19 protein-coding genes are annotated in these 20,170 nt (G+C 59.8%); 10 read left to right on the plus strand and 9 right to left on the minus strand.

The genetic code is table 11. The annotated features are described in order from the left end of the window. The 3 genes from RBB29_RS06975 to RBB29_RS06985 form a co-directional block, all read left to right on the plus strand. Positions 1-402, plus strand: a 402-nt coding sequence (locus tag RBB29_RS06975) for an aconitase X swivel domain-containing protein (protein ID WP_306121116.1), incomplete at its 5' end; no start/stop codon positions are given. A 105-nt stretch (positions 403-507) separates the two neighbouring features. Then, on the plus strand, positions 508-1,572 hold the full coding sequence (gene speB, locus RBB29_RS06980; protein WP_306121117.1) for an agmatinase: 1,065 nt from the start codon (positions 508-510) through the stop codon (positions 1,570-1,572). Then, positions 1,569-1,913: a RidA family protein gene (locus RBB29_RS06985; protein ID WP_306113854.1), complete on the plus strand. Its 345-nt coding sequence runs from the start codon at positions 1,569-1,571 to the stop codon at positions 1,911-1,913. The genes speB and RBB29_RS06985 overlap by 4 nt, the downstream gene beginning before the upstream one ends. 66 nt (positions 1,914-1,979) lie before the next feature. Here the strand turns inward: RBB29_RS06985 and RBB29_RS06990 are convergent, their stop codons facing one another. Further along, a complete protein-coding gene (locus RBB29_RS06990; protein ID WP_306113855.1) occupies positions 1,980-3,368 on the minus strand; it encodes an FAD-binding oxidoreductase in 1,389 nt (462 codons plus the stop codon). An 88-nt stretch (positions 3,369-3,456) separates the two neighbouring features. Here RBB29_RS06990 and RBB29_RS06995 point away from each other — a divergent pair, with 88 nt between their 5' ends. The 3 genes from RBB29_RS06995 (at position 3,457) to RBB29_RS07005 (ending at position 7,772) form a co-directional block, all read left to right on the plus strand. Beyond that, on the plus strand, positions 3,457-4,413 hold the full coding sequence (locus RBB29_RS06995) for a LysR family transcriptional regulator (RefSeq protein ID WP_306113856.1): 957 nt from the start codon (positions 3,457-3,459) through the stop codon (positions 4,411-4,413). 116 nt (positions 4,414-4,529) lie between these two features. After that, positions 4,530-5,459: an ornithine cyclodeaminase family protein gene (locus RBB29_RS07000; protein WP_306113857.1), complete on the plus strand. Its 930-nt coding sequence runs from the start codon at positions 4,530-4,532 to the stop codon at positions 5,457-5,459. A 6-nt stretch (positions 5,460-5,465) separates the two neighbouring features. Continuing rightward, positions 5,466-7,772: a DUF3604 domain-containing protein gene (locus RBB29_RS07005; protein ID WP_306113858.1), complete on the plus strand. Its 2,307-nt coding sequence runs from the start codon at positions 5,466-5,468 to the stop codon at positions 7,770-7,772. 15 nt (positions 7,773-7,787) lie between these two features. Here RBB29_RS07005 and RBB29_RS07010 read toward each other — a convergent pair whose 3' ends face one another. Then, positions 7,788-9,260, minus strand: a complete 1,473-nt coding sequence (locus RBB29_RS07010; protein WP_306113859.1) for a sulfatase-like hydrolase/transferase — start codon at positions 9,258-9,260, stop codon at positions 7,788-7,790. 332 nt (positions 9,261-9,592) lie between these two features. Here RBB29_RS07010 and RBB29_RS07015 point away from each other — a divergent pair, with 332 nt between their 5' ends. The 4 genes from RBB29_RS07015 to RBB29_RS07030 are packed head-to-tail and all read left to right on the plus strand — an operon-like array spanning position 9,593 to position 13,404. Next, complete coding sequence (locus tag RBB29_RS07015) at positions 9,593-10,561, plus strand: tripartite tricarboxylate transporter substrate binding protein (RefSeq protein ID WP_306113860.1); 969 nt, start codon at positions 9,593-9,595, stop codon at positions 10,559-10,561. Then, a complete protein-coding gene (locus RBB29_RS07020) occupies positions 10,561-11,097 on the plus strand; it encodes a tripartite tricarboxylate transporter TctB family protein (RefSeq protein WP_306113861.1) in 537 nt (178 codons plus the stop codon). The genes RBB29_RS07015 and RBB29_RS07020 overlap by 1 nt, the downstream gene beginning before the upstream one ends. Positions 11,098-11,107: 10 nt before the next feature. Further along, entirely contained in the window at positions 11,108-12,622 is a 1,515-nt protein-coding gene (locus RBB29_RS07025) for a tripartite tricarboxylate transporter permease (protein WP_306113862.1), read from the plus strand. Further along, a complete protein-coding gene (locus RBB29_RS07030) occupies positions 12,619-13,404 on the plus strand; it encodes a GntR family transcriptional regulator (RefSeq protein WP_306113863.1) in 786 nt (261 codons plus the stop codon). Before RBB29_RS07025 ends, RBB29_RS07030 begins: the two co-directional genes overlap by 4 nt. Before the next feature lie 215 nt (positions 13,405-13,619). Here the strand turns inward: RBB29_RS07030 and RBB29_RS07035 are convergent, their stop codons facing one another. The 7 genes from RBB29_RS07035 to radA form a co-directional block, all read right to left on the minus strand. Beyond that, complete coding sequence (locus RBB29_RS07035; RefSeq protein WP_306113864.1) at positions 13,620-14,042, minus strand: DUF1284 domain-containing protein; 423 nt, start codon at positions 14,040-14,042, stop codon at positions 13,620-13,622. Positions 14,043-14,076: 34 nt separating this feature from the next. After that, positions 14,077-14,340, minus strand: coding sequence for a hypothetical protein (locus tag RBB29_RS07040; protein WP_306113865.1), 264 nt, complete (start codon positions 14,338-14,340; stop codon positions 14,077-14,079). Between the two features lie 179 nt (positions 14,341-14,519). Then, complete coding sequence (purF, locus tag RBB29_RS07045; protein ID WP_306113866.1) at positions 14,520-15,971, minus strand: amidophosphoribosyltransferase; 1,452 nt, start codon at positions 15,969-15,971, stop codon at positions 14,520-14,522. Between the two features lie 153 nt (positions 15,972-16,124). Then, a complete protein-coding gene (locus RBB29_RS07050) occupies positions 16,125-17,150 on the minus strand; it encodes a Hint domain-containing protein (protein ID WP_306113867.1) in 1,026 nt (341 codons plus the stop codon). A gap of 155 nt (positions 17,151-17,305) precedes the next feature. Continuing rightward, complete coding sequence (locus RBB29_RS07055) at positions 17,306-17,911, minus strand: Hint domain-containing protein (RefSeq protein WP_306113868.1); 606 nt, start codon at positions 17,909-17,911, stop codon at positions 17,306-17,308. Between the two features lie 279 nt (positions 17,912-18,190). Further along, positions 18,191-18,766, minus strand: a complete 576-nt coding sequence (locus RBB29_RS07060) for a CvpA family protein (RefSeq protein WP_306113869.1) — start codon at positions 18,764-18,766, stop codon at positions 18,191-18,193. 27 nt (positions 18,767-18,793) lie between these two features. Further along, positions 18,794-20,158, minus strand: a complete 1,365-nt coding sequence (gene radA / locus RBB29_RS07065) for a DNA repair protein RadA (protein ID WP_306113870.1) — start codon at positions 20,156-20,158, stop codon at positions 18,794-18,796. Positions 20,159-20,170: the final 12 nt, after the last annotated feature.

Consider the following 20,170-nt stretch of genomic DNA (forward strand, 5'->3'; position numbering starts at 1 on the left):
ACCGTCCTGAGTGGCGGTCGGGGGGTGGGCGACACCGTCAGGGCACCGGTTCTGCTGTCGCGCCATGGGTTTGGGGTCAGATATGACCTGGATCAGCGTACGGGTGTCGTATCAAACCGCGATCACGACCTTTTCGGACAGTCCCTGACCGGGCGCATCCTTGTCTTCACGAATCCAAAGGGCGGCGTGGCTGCCTCGTGGTCATTGGCAGGGCTGAAGGAAAGAAAACTGGCACCAGCGGGGATCATCTTTCGACAAACAAGCCCGATTTTCGTTCAGGGCGCGATTTTCGCGGGCATTGCCCTGATGGATGGGTTTCGTGAAGATGCCTGGTCAGTTTTGTCGGATGGCGAGGAAATCATTCTGATCCCCGGTGAGGGCCGGGTTGAAGCCAGGCGCTGAGGTCTATTTGTTGCATTTTCGTGCAACATAAAATTCATACCGCGCAGTTTTTGTGACACATATGAGGGTCTAGTGCAGGGCCAACCCCTTTCGGAAGGTCCTGAAATGAACGTGTCTCCAAAATTGAAGAAACTGCGCGAACTTTATGCGGGCGCCAGCGGCGGCAAGATGCATGATGCTGAATTCCAAGCCGTGGCTGAGGCTCTGTTCAGCGGTGATCGTCGCCCGCCGCCTTATTCAGGGGTGTCGACTTTCCTGGATGCGCCCTATCGGCCTGACGCCCCTGACGACGGGTTCGACGGGCTGGATGTGGCGATAATCGGTGTGCCGATGGACCTTGGCGTGACCAACCGCAACGGATCGCGTTTCGGCCCGCGGGCGGTTCGGACCGTCGAGCGGATCGGCCCGTTCCATCACGTGCTGCGCACGGCGCCGCTGACCGAATGTTCGGTGGCGGATGTGGGCGACGTTCCCTTTCGCAGTCGGTTCGACCTGAACATGTCCACCGAGGATATCGAAACCTTCTATCGTGGCGTCGCGGAGAGCGGCGTGATCCCGCTGAGCGTCGGGGGCGATCATTCGATCAGCTATCCGATCCTCAAGGCGATCGCGGCGGACCGGCCCGTTGGCATGATCCAGATCGACGCCCACTGTGACACTGCCGGGCCTTACGAGGGCCAGAAGTTTCATCATGGCGGGCCGTTTCGCAGCGCGGTCCTGGATGGGCTGCTGGACCCCGAACGCACGGTTCAGATCGGCATCCGTGGCGGTGGCGAATACCTTTGGGAGTTCTCTTTTGCCTCGGGAATGACGGTCATTCACGCCGAAGAAGTGCATGAAATGGGTGTCGAGGCCGTCATCGCGAAGGCCCGCGAGGTGCTGGGCGATGGCCCGACCTATCTGAGCTTCGACGTGGACGGGCTGGACCCGGCCTTCACGCCCGGCACCGGCACGCCCGAGGTCGGCGGGCTGAGCTCTCGCGAGGCGACCATGATCCTCAACGGCATGAAAGGTGTCGATTTCATCGGTGGTGATGTTGTCGAGGTGGCACCGCAATACGATCCCGGGACCAATACCGCGCAGGTTGGCGCGCAGATGTTGTTCCAGATCCTTTCCCTGATCACTCATGCGCCCGGGTTTCGGGCCAAAAGCAAAGGTAATGCGACATGACTATCACACGTTACGAGCCCGACGGGCGTAAATGCCAGGCCGTTGTGCATGGCGATACGATCTATCTCGCTGGCCAGATCGGAGAGGGTGACGGCATTGCAGAGCAGACCCGCAATGCACTGGCCGAGGTGGAACGGCTGCTGGCGCTTACGGGCGGCACCAAAAGCGACATTCTGTCGGTGACGGTCTGGCTGGCCGATATGGATGATTTCGACGGTATGAACGCAGTTTACGATGCCTGGGTCGACCCGAACAATCAGCCCACCCGGGCTTGTGGTGAATCGAGGCTGGGCGCGCCGGAGTTTCTGGTTGAATTCATGGTGATTGCGGCCAAACGCTGATCCGTGTGACCAATCGCCGGAACCCAAGGACCAGATCGGTTAGTTTCGATCTGGTCTCTTTCATCTTCAGAGCTCAAAGATTTTGCCGGGATTTAGAATGTTGTCTGGGTCCAGTGTGCGCTTGAGCGATTTCATGACGTCAAGCATCTGAGGCGTGATCGAGCGGTCCAGATAGGCCCGCTTTTCAAGCCCGATACCGTGTTCCGCCGAGACAGTGCTGCCCGCAAACCCTGAGACGGTATCATAGAGAAGCGCGTCATAAACATCGCGATTGGCGGCCTCGGAGTGCGAAAGCCCGTACATCACATGCAGGTTGCCATCACCGACATGGCCAAAAATGTACGGTGTAATTTCCGGAAAACGGGATGCGAAGTTGTCGACCAGCGCCGTCGCGAAGGGGCCGAGATCGCGCAGCTCGAAGCCGACATCATAGGATAGATATGTCTCGTGGAGATGTTCGATGGCATCGCTGTCCTCCCGTGCGCGCCAGATCGTGGCGCGTTCGGCCTCGGATTGTGCGACGATGGCATCCGCGACCAATCCGGCCTCAAACGCCGGTTCCATCAAGGACATCAACGCATTTTGGGCCGATTCTTCATCCGCTCCCGATACTTCGATCACGCCATAGAGCCCGTGATCTGCCCCAAGCGGTGGCGCGCCGAAGCCGGGTTGTGATGTGGTCAGGCGGTAGTAGTCGGGCCACATCGCCTCGAACGACATCAGGCGGGCGCCAAGCACGTGCCGCGCCCTTTCGAACAGTTGGGAGAAGTGATCGAAACTGTCGCACGCCACCAGCGCACAGCTTAAGGATTTTGGCGCGGGCCAGAGCCTGAGAACGATCTTGGTCACAAGCCCCAAGGTTCCTTCCGAGCCTATGAACAATTGCTTGAGGTCATATCCCGCATTGTTCTTGAGGAGGGGGCTCGTCATGTCCAGAATCTGACCGTTCGCCAAGACGACTTCCAGGCCGAGAACGTTCTGGCGTATCATTCCGTATCTGAGGACCCGGGCGCCGCCTGCATTGGTCGAAACCATGCCACCCAACGTGCAGGAGCCGCGTGACGGAATATCGACGCCACAAATCACGTCGTGCTTTGACAGCGCGTCAGTAAGCGCCTCCAAGGTGACACCCGGCTCGACTACGGCGATGCCCTGCGCCGGGTCAATGCGCAGCACGCGGTTCATGCGTTCAAAGGATACGATGACCTCACCCATGTGAGATGCTGTCGCGTCAACCAGTCCGGTCAGACCGCCATGAGGTACCAGGGCGATCTTGTTGTCCGCCGCTGTCTGACAGATCGTGACAAGGTCCTGGGTGCTCCGGGGCCGAACCAGAACCTGCGCCCCGAGACTGTCTTCGCAATAACCAGGATTGCGCGCGGCAAGTGCCTCACCGGTCAAAACCTGTTCCGCCCCAATGGCATCGGACAGGATTTCAGCAGGATTGGTCGTCATGGTGGCCCTCCTTTCGGCTCTGTCCGGCAGTCTGCCACGAAGAAGGCACGGATTGGGGTGTGAATTACAGTGGCTTTGGTGAATAAACATGAAACAAAGACCCATCAACAGACGTGGAATTTGCCTGATGGAGCCAAAGCTCAACAAAAGAAGAAAGCTGCTGGGCCGGGTGAGCGATTCTGACATGCACCTGATCCGCGTGTTCAAGACCGTGGCGGAATGCGGCGGTTTCTCGGCGTCCCAGAGCGAGCTCGGCGTCGGGCGTTCGACCATATCGCGCCAGATTTCGCATCTGGAAACCCGGCTCGGGTTCAAGCTCTGCTACCGCGGGCGCAGCGGGTTCAAGCTGACGCAACATGGAGAGCAGGCGCTGACCTACGTCAATCAGCTCTTGGCCGCAGCGGAGGATTTTGCCGAAAACATCGCGTCGATCAACGATGATTTCGTGGGCAAGATCGACGTTGCGATGATCGATAGCAGCTTTACCGATCCGAACAATCCGATGCTTTCCGCCATACGCGCCTTCCGAGATCTGGCGCCGCGTGTCACGATCAATCTTGCGATACTGTCCCCGGGCGAAGTTGAACGCGGTGTTCTTGACGGCAGTTATCACCTTGGGATCGTTCCGGCCTATCGGTCTCTGCCCGAGCTGGTTTACGAAGATCTTTACGTCGAAGACGTGGCATTGTTTGCCGGGCCATCGCACCCTTTAGCTCGCCAGTTAAGTGACGGTGCAAAGCTGTCGTTTGACGATGTTCTGCACCACGAGCTTGTTTACCGCGGGTATCTGGAAGGTGAGCGGCTTGCCGATATCAAGGAGCAGTTCCCGCGCGGCCCCACGGTGCACCAGACCGAGGCGGTGGCAACACTGGTTCAGGCCGGTGCCTACCTGGGCTTTTTGCCCAAACATGCGGCAGATTCCGATCTGCTGAGCATTTTGCCCGAGGCCTTCGCCTATTCCAGTCCGATAACTGTCGTTCGCAAACGGACCCGAAAACACTCCGTGGTGACCCGCGGGTTTCTTGATCTGCTGCACAAGGGGTAGCCAGCGAAAGCGATCTTTGTTGTACGGTCATGCAACTTTTCTGTGCCGCGACGCCGTTTTACTTTTGCCAAAGCCATTGTTTGTTCCCAGTGACCCTGAAGAGCACAGGAATGGGCATGGCAATGAAAATATTCGACGCTGCAGAAACTACTGAAAACCTGCCGTTTCCGGCGCTGATCGACCGGATGCAGGATATGTTTTCGCAAGGCCTGTCCGCCCCTGACCGACATCATCATACCATGCCAATGACCGCAGAGCCGGACGCCACCCTTCTTCTGATGCCTGCATGGTCCGACAGGATTGGTTGCGTGAAAATCGTCACCGCAACACCGGGCAACAGCGCCCGGGGGTTGCCTGCTATTGCCGGTTCGGTGCTGGTTTTTGACCGGGCGACCGGGGCGCATCTGGCCGTTCTGGACGGCGCAGTTCTGACCACCCGCAGGACGGCGGCGGCATCGGCGCTCGCGGCCCGGCACCTTGCGCGCCCGGATGCGCGTCGTCTGCTTGTGCTTGGTGCCGGCAAAGTGGCGTGCCAGTTGCCCGAAGCCTTTCGGGCCGTGAGACCGATCGACGAGGTGTTGGTTTGGAACAGAACCCCCGGATCGGCGCAAAAACTGGTGGAGATGCTGAGGGCCGATGGATGGAAAGCGGATATCGCCGAGGATCTGTCCCAGGAGGTGCCCCGGGCCGACATCATCAGCGCGGCAACCCTGGCAACCGAACCTGTCCTGCGGGGTGAATGGCTACGTGACGGACAACACATCGATCTTCTGGGCGCGTTCACACCGGCGATGCGCGAAGCCGACGACCTCGCGCTGCAACGATCATCCATCTATGTCGACACGCGCTTTGCGCTTTCTGAGGCTGGCGAGATCAAGATACCGCTCGAGACGGGCGCGATCTCGGAAGCGAATATCTTGGGCGACCTTCACACGTTGTGCATCGGCAAGGATACTCGGCGCAGCGACACGGAAATAACGCTCTTCAAATCGGTCGGGAATGCTACGATGGATCTTGCCGCGGCTTCATTATTCTCCACGGGATAGGTTTCTGTGACACGCAACCAGGAAAATCCGAGCATCATCCCGGACCGTCTGATGGGCGATGTCTGGCCTTCCGCGCATCCTGGTGTCGATCTGTCGGACTACGGATCGGCCTATTTGACACCGGCAGACCCGGTCGAAATCCGATCCATGCAGACGCTCCAGTTGATCTACGAAGTCGGCAAATTCGGGCTGGATGACACGGGTGGCCTGAAGGTTGTGCAGCGATTCACCAATGATGGCGGGCGCTGGCAAACGGACAACCCGGCAGCGATGAACTATGTAACGGCTGCTGCCTCGAATGGGGTCTCGCTTGATCTTGAGGTCGAACGGCTGGGCCACCAGCGCCCGTGGGACCGATCGCTGTGCGTTACGTTGAACAAAGGCTACATGCGGCCCGGCGATACGATCACGATCACTTTCGGAGACCGGTCGCAGGGCGGACCGGGGCTGCGGATGCCGACCTTTTGCGAAAGCGCCCATGAGTTTCGGGTGCTCGTCGATGCCTGCGCGACGCGGCATTACATGCCGCTGCCGGATCGCCCGGCGATCACGATCATGCCGGGGCCGCCGGCGACCTGGCGGGCCATCCTGCCGGGCCTGCGCCGTCCAGAACGCACATTCGCGCTCTGCCTGCGTGCAGATGACATCTGGGGCAACCCGTCCGATCAGGTTGACGGTACGTTCCGGCTTCATGCCGACCGGCCCGTCGACGGGTTGCCGGACACAGTGACATTCGAAAAGGGGCAACGGTCGCTGCGCCTGGATGGGTTGAGCGTGCCCGAACCCTGCGTCCTGCGGATTGCCCTTTGTGATGACGCGGGCGCTGAGCTGGCACGTTCGAACCCGTTGGTGGTGCGCGACAGCACATTGGAGGGCTATTGGGGTGATTTGCACGGGCAAAGCGGTGAAACCGTCGGCATCAACACGATCCGCGAATACCTTGAATTTGGCCGTGATCTGGCGATGCTGGACGTGATGAGCCATCAGGCCAATGACTTTCAGATCAAGAACCGGTTCTGGGACGAGATCAACGAGGTTACGGCGGAATTTGACAAGCCGGGGCGCTTCGTCGCATTCCCGGGCTACGAATGGTCCGGAAATACGCCGACGGGCGGCGATCACAATGTTTTCTTCCGTCACGAAGGCCGCAGGATACGGCGTTCGTCGCACGCTCTGTTGCAGGACCGAAGCGATCTTGGGGATGACGTCAACACGACCTCGGCCTTGTTCAACGCGCTGAAGGACGAGGATTGCGCGCTGTTCGCGCATGTGGGCGGCCGACCGGCCAACATCGCCCAGGCCGATGGCGGGGCGCTGCGCACATCCGTCGAAGTACACTCCGACTGGGGGACGTTCGAATGGATCATGAACGACAGTTTTGATCTGGGCTACCGGCACGGGCTTGTATGCAATTCCGATGGCCACAAGGGCCGTCCGGGGGCCAGCCATCCTGGCGCCGCGAGTTTTGGCGCCTTTGGCGGGCTGACCTGTTTTCTGGCAACCGAGCTGAGCCGGGACAGGATCTTTGACGCAATGCGTCGCCGACACCACTATGGCACGACGGGCGCGCGGCTGCACCTGGATGTCACGGCGCGATTTGACGGACAAGCGCGCATATTCGAGACAGACCCCAGGCTGGGGCCGGGTGGTTCATTCCTGTCCGAACGGGCGATGATGGGCGATATCGTCGCGGTGTCTGATGACGAGAGCGAGATCACTGTCGCTGCCGAAACTCAATCGCCCTTGCTCTCGATTGACCTTCTGCGTGGCGCTGAGGTTCTGGAGACTTTCCGCCCATACGATCAAAGCGATCTGGGCCACCGCGTGCGCATCTGTTTTCACGGGGCGGAATATCGTGGCCGCGGGCGGCAAACGACCTGGACGGGTCAGGTGCGTTTTGCAGGTGCACGGATCGAGAAATTCACGAAAATCAATGCCTGGAACCACGACAGGATCCTCGAACAAACCGGCGATGACACGGTCGAATTCGATCTGCTGACCACCGGCAATTTCGTGGGTTTCGATGTCTGGCTGGACACAGTGCAAGGCGAGGCCGCGATCACGACAAATCATGTCTCTCAACAGATCGGGTTGTCGTCGTTGGGTGTCGAACCCGTGACGCTCGAAGCCGGGGGCCTGGACCGCAAGGTCACGGTGGCGTGCTTGCCGGATGCTCTCTCGCATCGGTCGTTTTCAGTGACGCAGCGTGTGGCCTTGGCCCCAGAAGGCGACACGCCAATCTGGTGCCGTATCGCAACCGAGGACGGGCATCTTGCCTGGTCAAGCCCGATTTACCTGTTTCGCGAAACCTAAGCCGGCCGGGTTTCGTTAGGGCTCGTATCTGTCGGCCAGAACCGCGTCGGGGTCTTCGGTCGGGGCAGGGGTATAGGCCTTGTCCTCGGCCCGCATGATCGCCTCGGGTCCGCCATGGGCGTCGATCTTGATCTTCTGGTCCCTGAAAGCGGTCGTGTTGACCTCATCTACGTTGGTCACCGCCGCCAAACGCTCGCGCATGTCATTCAAAACGTCGCCATGCGCCGGATCATCGGCCAGATCAACCTTTTCGTTCGGGTCGTCGATCATGTTGAACAACTGGTCCGGGTATCCGGGGTACCGCACGATCTTCCACTCCGCCGTGCGCAGCATGAACATCCCCGTGATCGCGGACCAATCGTGGTATTCACTGAAAACCGCCCTGTCGGCCTCCGGCGCATCGAACCACTTCGACAGAGAGGTACCCGGCAGGTCGCCATCGTCTGGATGGATGTCTTCGCCAGCGAATTCGGTCAGCGTCGGGTGCAGATCGACAAGCGACACGGGTGTCTTCACGCGTTGGCCCTCTGGGATGCCCGGACCAGCGGCGATCAGCGGCAGGGCGGCTGAATCGTCGTACATGACTGACTTGCCCCAGAGCCCGCGATGTCCAAGGTTCTCTCCATGATCGGTCGTGTAGATGACCCGGGTGGTTTCCGATAGCCCGTTTTTATCGAGTGCATCCATGATCAGACCGATATTGTGATCAAGGAAGGAGGTCAGGCCATAATAGGCCTGCCGCGCGACACGGACGCTTTCGTCGGTAAACGGACCATCGTAATCCGACGACTCCCGTAACGCATCCAGCACCGGGTGGCGCGGGCGCTCGTCCTCGGCATATTGCCGCGGGGCGGGCAAATCCACATCGGCGTAGAGGTCGAAAAATTCCTGCGGTGCGATCAGCGGGAAATGCGGCGCCACCAGACCGACATATAGCACCCAGGGTTTGTTGTGCTCGCGTCTCGCGGCCTCGGTCAGCCGGTCGCAGGTGAGTTCGGTGATCCGGCGGTCATATGCGGTGTAGTCGGTTTCTCCAGCGCCGATCTGCTTGGCCATGAGTTCCGCGCCGGGCAGGGGAAACGGCGGGTTGCGCAACAGGCTGCTGATCCATCCAACACCGTTATGCACGTACATGGGGGCGTGTTCTGCCGAAAATCCATTGTCGTCCTGGGCCGAGCGATAATGAAGCTTGCCGATCGAGACGACCTCGTGCCCCTGGTCGCGCAGCCTGCTGGCCCACCCCTTCGGTGCTCCGAAATAGGGCGATGCGCTGTCCCAGGCGCCGATCTGGTGCGGGAAGCGCCCTGCCGCCAGCGAGGCCCGGGAGGAAACGCAGACCGGCGAGTTGCAATAGGTATTGTCAAAGCACGTGCCGCGCGCCGCCAGTTTGTCGAGATTCGGTGTCTTGACATGGGGGTCCCCGTAGCACCCCAGGACATCCCTGTTATGTTCGTCCGACAAGATGAAAACAGTATTGGCTCGCTGCATGGTGGGTCTCCCAATCGGTTCTTGTCGGCTGTTGATTATATAAACTAGTTTCTATTGAATCAGGATTGATTTCAACCCCTCAAAGCAGCGTTGGTGGTTTGACATGTGCTACATATCCTGAAAACGGCGCGCCAAGTGTCATCGTATACTTGCGAGGTTTTGTGCTTTATCGGCAAGAAAGTAGGCGCAAAATTTGACGCAGCAGAGTTTCTTGAAGGGATTACATTATAAAAACTAGTTTTTTATCTAGTTTTGTGTATCTTGTACCCACAATGAAGATGGTCCGCTGGCGAATCGCTCCGATTTACCGCGGCTCAAACAGGGAGACAGATATGAAATCTGCATTCAGCATCCAGTTCGGAAAGCTAGCGAGCGCGCTGACGCTGGCAGCGGGATTGGCTTTTGCCCCGGTTGTGGCAACCACATCATCGGCGCAGGCCCAGGCTTTCCCGGAAAAACCCGTCCAGTTGATCGTGCCCTACCGCGCGGGTGGCGGCACCGACACGATGGCGCGTGTCTTCGCGAAGGCGATGACCAAAGAGCTTGGGCAGCCAGTAGTCGTGGTCAACCACAAGGGCGGCGGCGGGGCCGTTGGGGGGTCGGTGCTGGCCAATTCGGAGCCGGATGGATACACGGTCCTGATGGGTGGCGACGATATTCCCGCCTACATCCCCCATGCCAGCGAAGTGGATTTCTCGTATGACAGTTTCCGCCCGATCGCAGCGGTGGCGGAATACCAGAACGCCTTCATCGCCAAGGCGGGCGCGCCATATGGATCGTTCGAGGAATTTGTCGAATATGCGAAGGCTAACCCAGGCGTCAAACTGGCCCATATCGGCGGGATCACGCAGTTGTTCGTCGATGAACTGGTGTCACAATCCGGAATCGATGCCCGTGTCGTAACCGCCAGCGGTGGTGCGGAGGTCACACAGCTCCTGCTGTCGGGACAGGTCGAGGCGGGCTATTCCGGCGGCATCCACAACCAGAACCCCGAGCTGTGGGACGTGATCGGGTCATTCAATGAAAGCCGTCTGCCGAACGCTGCGGATAAATCGACCTTTGCCGAGGCCGGTTACGGTATGTCCATGCCTGCCAAAATCGTGTTCCTGACCCCGGCGGGCGTGCCAGACGATATCGCGGCGACACTCGAACAGGCGATCACGGCGGCCGCGGCGGATGCTGACTTCGTGACCATCGTGGAGGAGCGGTTGAAAGCGCCGGTAGCTATGGTCAGCAGCTCTGATCTGAAAGCCTACTTGGATGGATTGAACGACAACTTGTCCAAAATCACTGCGAACTGATGGCCGAGGCAGCCAATAACGAGGAGGTGCTGGGATCTTCGGATCTCAGCACGTTCAACATCGCCGCATCGGTCTGCCTTGCTACCCTGAGCCTCTTTGCGCTCGCTTACCTGATCCCGGTTCACGTCGCCGTTCGCGACGGTTCCGGACAAGGATTGTCGGCGCAATTCATGCCACGCCTGTCGGCGATTGCTGTCCTGGTCCTTTCGCTCAGCTTGCTTGCCGGGGTGGTGTTGCGCCGGGTCAGGGGGCTTGAAGCCATCGCAGAGGACAACGAGGACAACGAAATCCAGGGCTTCGGGCAGCGAGAGATCAGCAATACGGTCCTGCTGGCTTTGGGATGCGCGGGACACGTCGTCTTGCTGCAATATGTGGGCTTTGTCATCGCCACGTCCCTGACCCTTGCGGCCTGCATGTGGTTCGGCGGATTTCGCAAGCCGGTCTGGTTGCTGATCCTATGCGTGGGCTTTCCGATTGCGCTGAAACAGATCCTGTGGAGCGCGCTCTACATCACCGTCCCGACCGGTATGTTCTAGGGGGAACGCCATGTTTGCAGACATTTTCGCGCAACTGATCGCCGGTTTTGGCGATGCGCTGACGCTCTGGAATCTTGTCTTTGTCATTCTCGGCGTCGCCATCGGCATCCTGTTCGGCGTCCTGCCGGGGGTTGGCGGGGTGACCGCCCTGACCATCCTGATCCCCGTTACCTTTTACATGCCCCCGGTGACCGCACTCGCCTTCCTGATCGGCATTACCAAGGGCGGCACATCCGGCGGCGCCATTCCGGCCATCCTTCTCAATGCGCCGGGCAGTTCTGAAAACGTCGCCACAGCCCGTGACGGCTATCCGCTGGCGCAGAAGGGCAAACCGGTGAAGGCCATGCGGATGGCGCTCTATTCATCGGTCTTTGGCGATTGCGCCAGCGATGTCGTTCTGATCCTGCTGGCCGCTCCTTTCGCAGCCTTGGCATTGCTCTTCGGACCGGTGGAAATCTCGGCGATGGTGTTGCTGGCCTTTACCCTGATTGCCGGGCTTTCGGGCAATTCGCTGACCAAGGGCCTCTTGGCCGCGGCCGTGGGCATGTTCCTCGCCACGATCGGGCTCGACCCCGAAGACGGCAGCCAGCGTATGACCTTCGGTGTGATATCCCTTTACGACGGCATCTCGCTCAACGCCTTGGCCATTGGGTTGCTGGCCATGTCCTCGGTTCTTAGCCAGTTGGTGGATATCTGGCGGCCGCATCTTGATCCGACATCCGCCATCACAACCTGGGACAAGGCAGCACAGCGCATTCACTGGCACGAATTCCGGGCCTGCCTGAAAACGCTGGTGCGTTCGTCCTATATCGGCACGTTCGTGGGTATGATGCCGGGCCTTGGTGTCACTTTGGCGGGCTTTTTGGGGTATGGCGCCGCGCAACGCGCCTCGAAAACGCCCGAGAAATTCGGCACGGGCCATCTGGAAGGCATCGCCGCGACCGAAGCCGCCAACAGCGCAGTTTCAGGTGCAAACCTGATCCCAACGATTGCGCTTGGTATCCCGGGCAACATCGCCGCCGCCTTGCTGATTGGCGCCTTCACGATCCATGGCATTACGCCCGGGCCTTTCATGATGGCGATGAACGGACAGATCGTCTACGCGCTCTTCGCCTCGATGCTCATGGCCAATGTCGTACATCTGTTCATCGGGCGCGCGGGTATTCCTCTCTGGGTCATGGCGCTTAAAGTGCCAAAGGCCGTGATCCTGCCCGCGGTTTCCGTTTTCTGCGTGCTTGGCGCCTGGATCCCGTCGAACTCGCTCTTCGAGGTTGGCCTGATGTTCGGTTTTGCCATTCTTGGCTTCATCATGCGCAAAACAGGGTTTTCCATCGTATCGCTGTTCATCGGCTTCCTGCTGACGCCGATCCTTGAGCAAACCCTCAGGCAGGCAATGGTCTTGAACGACAACAACCCGCTGGTTTACTTCACCAGCCCGATTGCATTGCCGTTTTCGCTTCTGACCCTGTTCTTTATCTGGCAATTTGGTATTCGCAGACGCCTGAAAGCGAAAGAGACCAAATGAAAGAACTCAAGAAGAAGCCGACCTCGGACATCCGGATAGAAGCTCTTCTGGGTTTCTACGACGACCTTGCCAACAAACCCGGGCGTAAACGCGATAGGCTTTATCAGGCGGTCCTCAAGATGATCGAGCGCGGTTTCTGGAACCCGGGTGACCGCCTGCCGACGGATGCGGACTTTGCCCACCTGTTGCCGCTGAGCGTGGCAACCGTCCAGGCGGCTTTGAAGATGCTCTCTGATCAAAAGGTGATTGTCAGAAAGCAGAAGCAGGGAAGCTTCGTTGCGTCGGAAGACAACCTGAATCGCGATATCGTATTTCTCAGATTCCGGCACCGCGAGGACGGGCGCAGCGAGACGGTTGATTTCAAGTCCATCGAAGTCACCGAAACGTTGTCGCCGGGGCCGGGGTCCCGGTTCTTCGGCGATAATGGTCCCATGCTGAAAGTGTCGCGTGACCTGGAAGTATCTGGCGAGTTCATGGTGCACAGCGACATCTACCTGGCTGATCCGCGCCTGCGTATTCTTCTCGATCTCGACCCGGAGATGATCAAGGATGTGGCGATCCGCACGCTCCTGCAAACCCGCTTCGGATTGCCCTCGGTTCGGTTCGACTGGCAAATCGCAACGGGCAGGTTTTCTGATGATATCTGCGCCAAGCTGAACGTCGCCTCTGGGACGATCGGGCAAATTGCTGATGTCGAGGTTTACACTATAAACGATCAGAAACTGATGCTTCACCGCTTGTGGATTCCGCCATCGGACTGGGCGTTGAGAATATCCTCCTAGAACGCCTTTCGCTGGTGTCTCAAATGACAGCCGAACGACCGTTATTCCCGCGGCAAGGCGGATCGGCTTTCCGTGATGCGACGCAGCGATGACTGTGGGCACAAGCCGCAAACTAGACCGTTTCTGAGTTGGGAAGGCTCAGGTCGACGCGCACTGCGCGGCGAAACTAATGGTTGCAGGTGCTCAGAGCGGACGGATATGAGCCCGGCCGACAGCTAATGACCATCGTGCAGATCGGCCAAGGCTTTTTCACACAGGCCCAGTTCCAACCATTGGCAGCCCTGACACAACGTTTGTAATGAGCCCGGCGGGACGTGTTTGACGATCCGCCGTTTCGCCTCGCCCCAGCTCAGGCGGGTGCCGACAAAGAGCCGCAATGCGCGGGCGTGGCGGGCGTCGAGAGCGGCGATCTTGGCCTGTTCGGTGCAGAGCGTGCCGCGCCGCTTGGGGCAGGGGCCGCAAATGTCATCGGTGGCACCGGTTACCTCGATCAGCGTGTCGTCGCCCCCGGGCGCGCGCAGCGTGTCCACCACGATCTGCGACATGTTCGCGGTGAATCCATCGGAATAGCCCTTGCCCTTAAACCCGAGCGAGCAGAGAAAGTGATGCGGACGGAAGGTAAGGATCGGCGGTGTCATGGCAGCCGCATCTGCCCGGAAAGCGGGGCGATTGTCAAACGCCGCCGACCCTGAGCTTGCGGGTCTCGCCATTGAGCGTCAGAACCACAACGCCGTCCTCGATCGCGACGACGGTGCCGCGCCCCACGCGGTCACCCGGGGTGACATTGGCGATCCTGCCGCTGCTGTAACGGATCAGGGCGCGCACCTCTTCGGGTTTGACCACCGTTCCCAGAACCGTTGCCCAGGATTGGTGCATCGCATTTTCAATGGTGGCGGCGCGCAGGGTTTCCTGCGGGGTATCTGTTTGATCTGACATTGGAGACCTTGGGCTGACCGGGCGCGTCATGGCCCGTGATATCGCGCCATCTATGTGCGCGGCGGGCGCATAACAGGCGGGTCAGGTAAAGAAAAGGTCACGTCACCGCCCGATCAGCGGATTTACGCTGCAACGCAGCATTGTATCGGCTGGGGCCTGCTTCCGCGTGAATAGGCGACTTATTCGGCGGCCTTCAGCTCGAACCCTTTTTCGATCATGTCCGACGGGGTCACGGGGTATTCGCCCGAGAAGCAGGCATCGCAATATTGCGGGCAGGCCTTGTCGCGGCCTTTGGCCTCGCCAACCGCGCGATAAAGCCCGTCGAGCGAGATGAATTTGAGGCTGTCCACGGCCAGGTGGTCGCGCATTTCCTCTTCGGACATGGTCGCGGCCAGGAGCTTTTCGCGGTTGGGCGTATCGACACCATAAAAGCAGGGCCAGGCGGTGGGGGGGCTGGCGATGCGGAAATGCACCTCCTTGGCGCCCGCATCGAGGATCATTTCCTTGATCTTGCGGCTGGTCGTGCCGCGCACGACGCTGTCATCGACGAGGATCACGCGCTTGCCCTTGATGAGCGCGCGGTTGACGTTGAGCTTCAGGCGCACGCCCATGTTGCGGATCTGCTCGGTCGGCTCAATGAAGGTCCGGCCCATATATTGGTTGCGGATGATGCCCATGGCATAGGGAATGCCCGATTCGTGGCTGAACCCGATGGCCGCCGGTGTGCCGCTGTCCGGCACCGGGCAGACAAGATCCGCCTCGACCGGCGCTTCGCGGGCCAGTTCGATGCCGATCTGGCGGCGGGTCTCATAGACGCTGCGCCCGCCGATGATGCTGTCGGGGCGCGAGAAATAGACATGCTCGAAGATGCAGAAACGCGCAGGCTGCGGACGGAACGGGTAGTGACTTTCGACACCCTTGTCGGTGATGACCACCATTTCGCCCGGCGCGATCTCGCGGACGAATTGCGCGCCGATGATGTCGAGCGCGCAGGTCTCGGAACTCAGGACCCAGCCATCGCCGACCTGGCCCAGTACGAGCGGGCGCACGCCAAGCGGATCGCGCACACCGATGAGCTTGGTCCGGGTCATCGCCACGACGGAAAACGCCCCTTCGACCCGGCGCAGGGCATCTTCCATGCGTTCCGGGATCGTGCGTTGCAGGGACCGCGCCATCAGGTGAATGATGCATTCACTGTCGGAATTCGATTGAAAGATCGAGCCGCGTTCGATCAGTTCCCGCCGGAGCGCATCGGCGTTGGTGATGTTGCCATTATGCGCGATCGCCGCGCCGCCCATGGAAAATTCGCCGAAAAACGGCTGTACGTCACGGATGACGGGCGCTTTGCCCCCGGCGGTCGAATAGCGCACATGCCCGATCGACAGCGGCCCGGGCAGGGTTTCCATCAGGGATTGCTTGGTGAAATTGTCGCGGACATAGCCGAAACGCCGCGCCGAGTTGAACCCATGTTCCGGGTGGTGACAGACGATCCCGCCGGCCTCTTGCCCCCGATGTTGCAGCGCATGCAGGCCAAGGGCCACGAAATTCGCCGCATCGGTCAGGCCGATGACGCCGAATATGCCGCATTCCTCGTGAAGTTTGTCATCGTCGAAGGGATGGGCAGGGGGCATCTGTTTGGACAAGGGGGGCAGCTCCGAATCCGTTTACTCGCGATTTGACCCGTACATAGGGGTTTGGGTCCAGTATGTCACGAAACTATCATAAAATCTCGCGGTATCCGAAATGTGCTGTCGCCGTTACGTCACGTCGGCCCGATCACGGCATCAGGGCAGGTGCGGCCGAAGGAGCGCGGCATCTGCCTTGCGCAGGGTCAGCGCGGCACTGCGGCCGAACCTTTCCACCCCCTCATCAAGCGACGGGAACAGCGACAGAAGCTCCCGACGCTGATCGCGGGTCACGCCCGAAAGCGCGTTTTCGGAGAGGAAAAAGCTTTCGGTCAGCACACCGTTCGATTGGATGATCTGATGGCTGTCGAACATCAGGTGGGTATATCTGATCTCCTCTCGCTCGATGATATTAACCCCCGGCAGCCCGCAAAGGTGTTTTGCGGCAATCAGGACGTCGGATTGCCCAAAGAGCATCTCGGCCTGGGCCGAGGCAAAGAACATCCGATGTTCCTGTGAGACAACGAGTTCGGCATCATTACCGATACTGCCGGGGGTGAAAACGACGGGCGCAAAGGCACCCGTTCCGGGGACGGTCGTCGACCCAATCCAGGTGACGGGCATGTCACCATTGTCGCGGGTCCAGACCATCTGGCCTACGGTGATATCTTCGACGGGCATGTCGCCCGACGCGGTTCTGATCGCTGATCCGGGGCCGAAGCACGTTATGAAGCTGTTGTACCGGGTGTCACCGGTGTTGGAGCCGCTGACCTTGACATAGGACACGCCGTCCTGGAGCTCGCGGTTGGTGCCAAAGCCCCAGATGTCGCTGAAGTTGCCATCCTGGGAAAACACCGTGAGCCGGATGGTCGGCCCGGTCGGATCGCCGTTCCCATCGAGGGCGCGCACGAAAATCCGCGATTCCGCTTCGACCTCGGTCCCGTTCGCAACAAGCCCGCCCCCATCGACGATGACGTGATCCTCTTCTTCGTCATCATCGAAGACATTTCGCCTTTCATCGTCATCCAGCGTGACCGTCGCACCACCGCCGCTCGAATAGACAAAGACAGTGCCATTGGGTGTGTTGCCGTTGTTGATGATCGGATTGCCGACAAGAGAGCCATTCGAACTGGACGTCACGACGAGATTGGCGTTGTCGAAAGCAAAGAAGCTGCGGAGTACCATTCAGATCACCATCTGTTCGCTGCGGGTAGGTCAAAACTAGCCCTTCGGCGAAATTCAACAAGTCAAGCGTTTGTTATTGGCGCAGAATTGCCCATCGACCCGAGCGCCATGGCCGCCCCGGAAATGAGGGGCGACCGTGATGCGGCTGCGTATCTTCAGGCGGCCAGAGCGTGCAGACGTTCGGTTTCGTCGGTGTCCAGCAGGGCCAGCAGGATCCGGGCTTCGGCATTGGTGAGGATACGGAAGAAGCCGTCGCCCTTGCCGGATTGCGCGGCGCAGCGGATCAGCGTGCCGGTATTGGCAAACACCACCTCGTCAGCGTCAAACGTCATCTCGACGGCAATGGTGCCTGGCAGGCAGTCCATCTGGCGGGTGCCACGGAACCCTTGCAGGGCGGTGGCCGGCACCAGCACATAGGGCGTGTCGTAGAGATCTTCGGCATTGTCGTCGAAAATCATCACGTGCTGGTCCTGGGTCAGGTACAGGTCGGAGCAATTGTTAAGCGCGCCGCCGGGCACATGCCATAGTTGAGTACCGGCATTGAGGCGGGTCTGACGCAGGTTGGCAATCGGGGCAAGGCCACCGTCAAAGGTATAGACAGCATCCCCCAGGGCAAGCCGTTCGACAGGCATCCACCCTTCCTGGGTTTCGACCATCGTACCGGCGGTCATGGCCGGTGCGGCGATGTGGTTGCGGGGGGCTGCGGCGCCCTCGGTGACGGGTTCAAAGCTGGTGAAAGCGGCAGAATGATTGAGAAGCATGTTGTTGTTTCCTTCGGCTAGATGCGGTTCGTTGTCTGCCAACCAACAGGACCCGAAAATCTGCCATAATTTCGACACGGTCAGGGCGATTAAAAGTCAATATTTCCATATGGTTGCCAGTCACCCTGACCAGCATGCCATTCCCCGCCAGATGCGAACGCCGGGTAATAAACTGTTAACCAAGAACGACGGTTTCGCCCTTAAAAACAAGGATTTGATTGCATTCCGAAACCGGTCGAATCGGAGTGATTCTGCCTGATTCCCCGTTTTTCCGGCGATTTACTCGACCTGCTGCAGGCGCGGGGCGTCACATTTGCCGACGAGTTCTTCGTATTGCTTGGTGATCCAGCCAAGCGCCTCTTCGGGATTGCCGCTTTCGACCTTGTCGGTCATCTGGGCAAAGACCCGGGCAGAGCGGCTGTCGTCGATAATCTGAATATTTTGCGAGGTGATGACCGTCTCATAGACGAAATAGGCTACTGCAACCAGAAGGATACCCCGGGCCACGCCAAAGATGAATCCAAGGCCCTGGTCCAGCCCGCCAAGGGCGGAGCGTTGCACCAGCGACGAAAACAGCGGGGTGATGAGCGACGCCACGATCAGCGCGATGGCAAAGACCACGGCAAAGGCCCCGATCATCGACAATTCGCAACTATCGGCGATGAATTCGCCCACGACGGGGATTTCCTTGACGATCGGCTCAAGCTGCGGGGCAAAGATGAAGGCCACGATACCGGCGGCGATCCAGCCCGCGATGGCCAGCGACTCGCGCACGAAACCGCGCGAATAGGCCAGCAATGCCGACAAGACGATAACCAGCGCCACAACGCCGTCGATGATGGTAAAGCCGTCCATTTGCTCTTCCTCGAACCTCAGCGGCGCTTATCCCGCGCCGAATTTTTCACCCACAAAACTCGTCAAATCGCCCATCAGCGACACTTCCATGCCGCTATCCCCGGTGGATTTTCCGCCCGCGGGCGCGATGGCCGACGTGAAACCAAGTTTTCGGGCTTCTTTCAACCTGTTTTCCGTCTGTCCTACCGGTCGGAGGGCGCCGGACAAACTAATTTCGCCAAAAACCACTGTATCTGCGGGCAAAACTGTGTCTTCCCGGGCACTAAGAAGGGCCGCGGCAACGGCCAGATCGGCCGCCGGTTCGCCGATTTTCAGCCCGCCCGCGACGTTGAGATAGACATCAAGCCCGGCAAACGGGATGCCGCAGCGTGATTCCAGCACCGCGAGGATCATCGCCAATCGCGCCCCGTCCCAGCCGACAACCGCACGTCTAGGCTGCGAATGCGGGGTGGGGGCGACGAGCGCCTGCAATTCGACAAGAACGGGCCGCGTGCCTTCGATCCCCGCGAAAACCACGCTGCCGGGGCTGGGCGTACCGCGCGCCGACAGGAAAAGCGCAGAGGGGTTCGCGACCTCGGCCAGCCCTTTGCCCGTCATCTCGAACACGCCGATCTCATCGGCGGGACCAAACCTGTTCTTGACCGCGCGCAGGATGCGGAATTGATGCCCGCGCTCGCCTTCAAAATAAAGCACCGTGTCGACCATGTGTTCGACCACGCGGGGGCCGGCAATCTGACCTTCCTTGGTCACGTGGCCCACAAGGACGACGGAGACGCCCTTGCGCTTGGCGAAACTGGTCAGTTCATGGGCCGCGGCGCGGACCTGCGCCACGCTGCCCGGCGCGCTTTCGACCGTATCGGACCAGATCGTCTGGATCGAGTCGATGATGACAAGGCCCGGGCTCTCGGCTTCAAGCGTGGTCAGGATATCGCGCAGGGACGTCGCGGCGGCAAGTTGCACCGGCGCATCGGCCAGCCCAAGGCGTTGCGCGCGCATCCGCACCTGCGCGCTGGCCTCTTCGCCCGAGACATAGATGGTTTTCAGCCCCGATTGTGCAAAACGCGCCGCGGCCTGCAAAAGAAGGGTCGATTTGCCGATGCCTGGATCACCTCCCACCAAGATCGCGCTGGCAGGCACAAGGCCCCCGCCCAGTACCCGGTCCAGCTCTGCCAGGTTCGAGCGCGTCCGGGGCGGGGGCGCTTCATCGGTCGAAAGATCGCTGAGCGGGATGGGCGTACCCCGTTTGGCGCCCAGGGATTTCGACTTGGGGCCGGTTGTCAGCGGTGCCTCTTCGACGATGGAATTCCATTCGCCGCAGGCATCGCAACGCCCGGACCAGCGAGAATGGGTCGCGCCGCAGGATGTGCAGGTGAAAGTGCTCGATTTTGCCATGGGTCGGTGATG

It is taken from the genome of Roseovarius sp. MMSF_3359 (genome assembly GCF_030733385.1).
In the GTDB taxonomy this organism is placed as follows: domain Bacteria; phylum Pseudomonadota; class Alphaproteobacteria; order Rhodobacterales; family Rhodobacteraceae; genus Roseovarius.

Coding starts and splice junctions, on each gene's coding strand:
- speB (WP_306121117.1), top strand. CDS start 508: ATGAACGTGTCTCCAAAATTGAAGAAACTGCGCGAACTTTATGCGGGC.
- RBB29_RS06985 (WP_306113854.1), top strand. CDS start 1,569: ATGACTATCACACGTTACGAGCCCGACGGGCGTAAATGCCAGGCCGTT.
- RBB29_RS06990 (WP_306113855.1), bottom strand. CDS start 3,368: ATGACGACCAATCCTGCTGAAATCCTGTCCGATGCCATTGGGGCGGAA.
- RBB29_RS06995 (WP_306113856.1), top strand. CDS start 3,457: ATGAAACAAAGACCCATCAACAGACGTGGAATTTGCCTGATGGAGCCA.
- RBB29_RS07000 (WP_306113857.1), top strand. CDS start 4,530: ATGGCAATGAAAATATTCGACGCTGCAGAAACTACTGAAAACCTGCCG.
- RBB29_RS07010 (WP_306113859.1), bottom strand. CDS start 9,260: ATGCAGCGAGCCAATACTGTTTTCATCTTGTCGGACGAACATAACAGG.
- RBB29_RS07015 (WP_306113860.1), top strand. CDS start 9,593: ATGAAATCTGCATTCAGCATCCAGTTCGGAAAGCTAGCGAGCGCGCTG.
- RBB29_RS07020 (WP_306113861.1), top strand. CDS start 10,561: ATGGCCGAGGCAGCCAATAACGAGGAGGTGCTGGGATCTTCGGATCTC.
- RBB29_RS07025 (WP_306113862.1), top strand. CDS start 11,108: ATGTTTGCAGACATTTTCGCGCAACTGATCGCCGGTTTTGGCGATGCG.
- RBB29_RS07030 (WP_306113863.1), top strand. CDS start 12,619: ATGAAAGAACTCAAGAAGAAGCCGACCTCGGACATCCGGATAGAAGCT.
- RBB29_RS07035 (WP_306113864.1), bottom strand. CDS start 14,042: ATGACACCGCCGATCCTTACCTTCCGTCCGCATCACTTTCTCTGCTCG.
- RBB29_RS07040 (WP_306113865.1), bottom strand. CDS start 14,340: ATGTCAGATCAAACAGATACCCCGCAGGAAACCCTGCGCGCCGCCACC.
- purF (WP_306113866.1), bottom strand. CDS start 15,971: ATGCCCCCTGCCCATCCCTTCGACGATGACAAACTTCACGAGGAATGC.
- RBB29_RS07050 (WP_306113867.1), bottom strand. CDS start 17,150: ATGGTACTCCGCAGCTTCTTTGCTTTCGACAACGCCAATCTCGTCGTG.
- RBB29_RS07055 (WP_306113868.1), bottom strand. CDS start 17,911: ATGCTTCTCAATCATTCTGCCGCTTTCACCAGCTTTGAACCCGTCACC.
- RBB29_RS07060 (WP_306113869.1), bottom strand. CDS start 18,766: ATGGACGGCTTTACCATCATCGACGGCGTTGTGGCGCTGGTTATCGTC.
- radA (WP_306113870.1), bottom strand. CDS start 20,158: ATGGCAAAATCGAGCACTTTCACCTGCACATCCTGCGGCGCGACCCAT.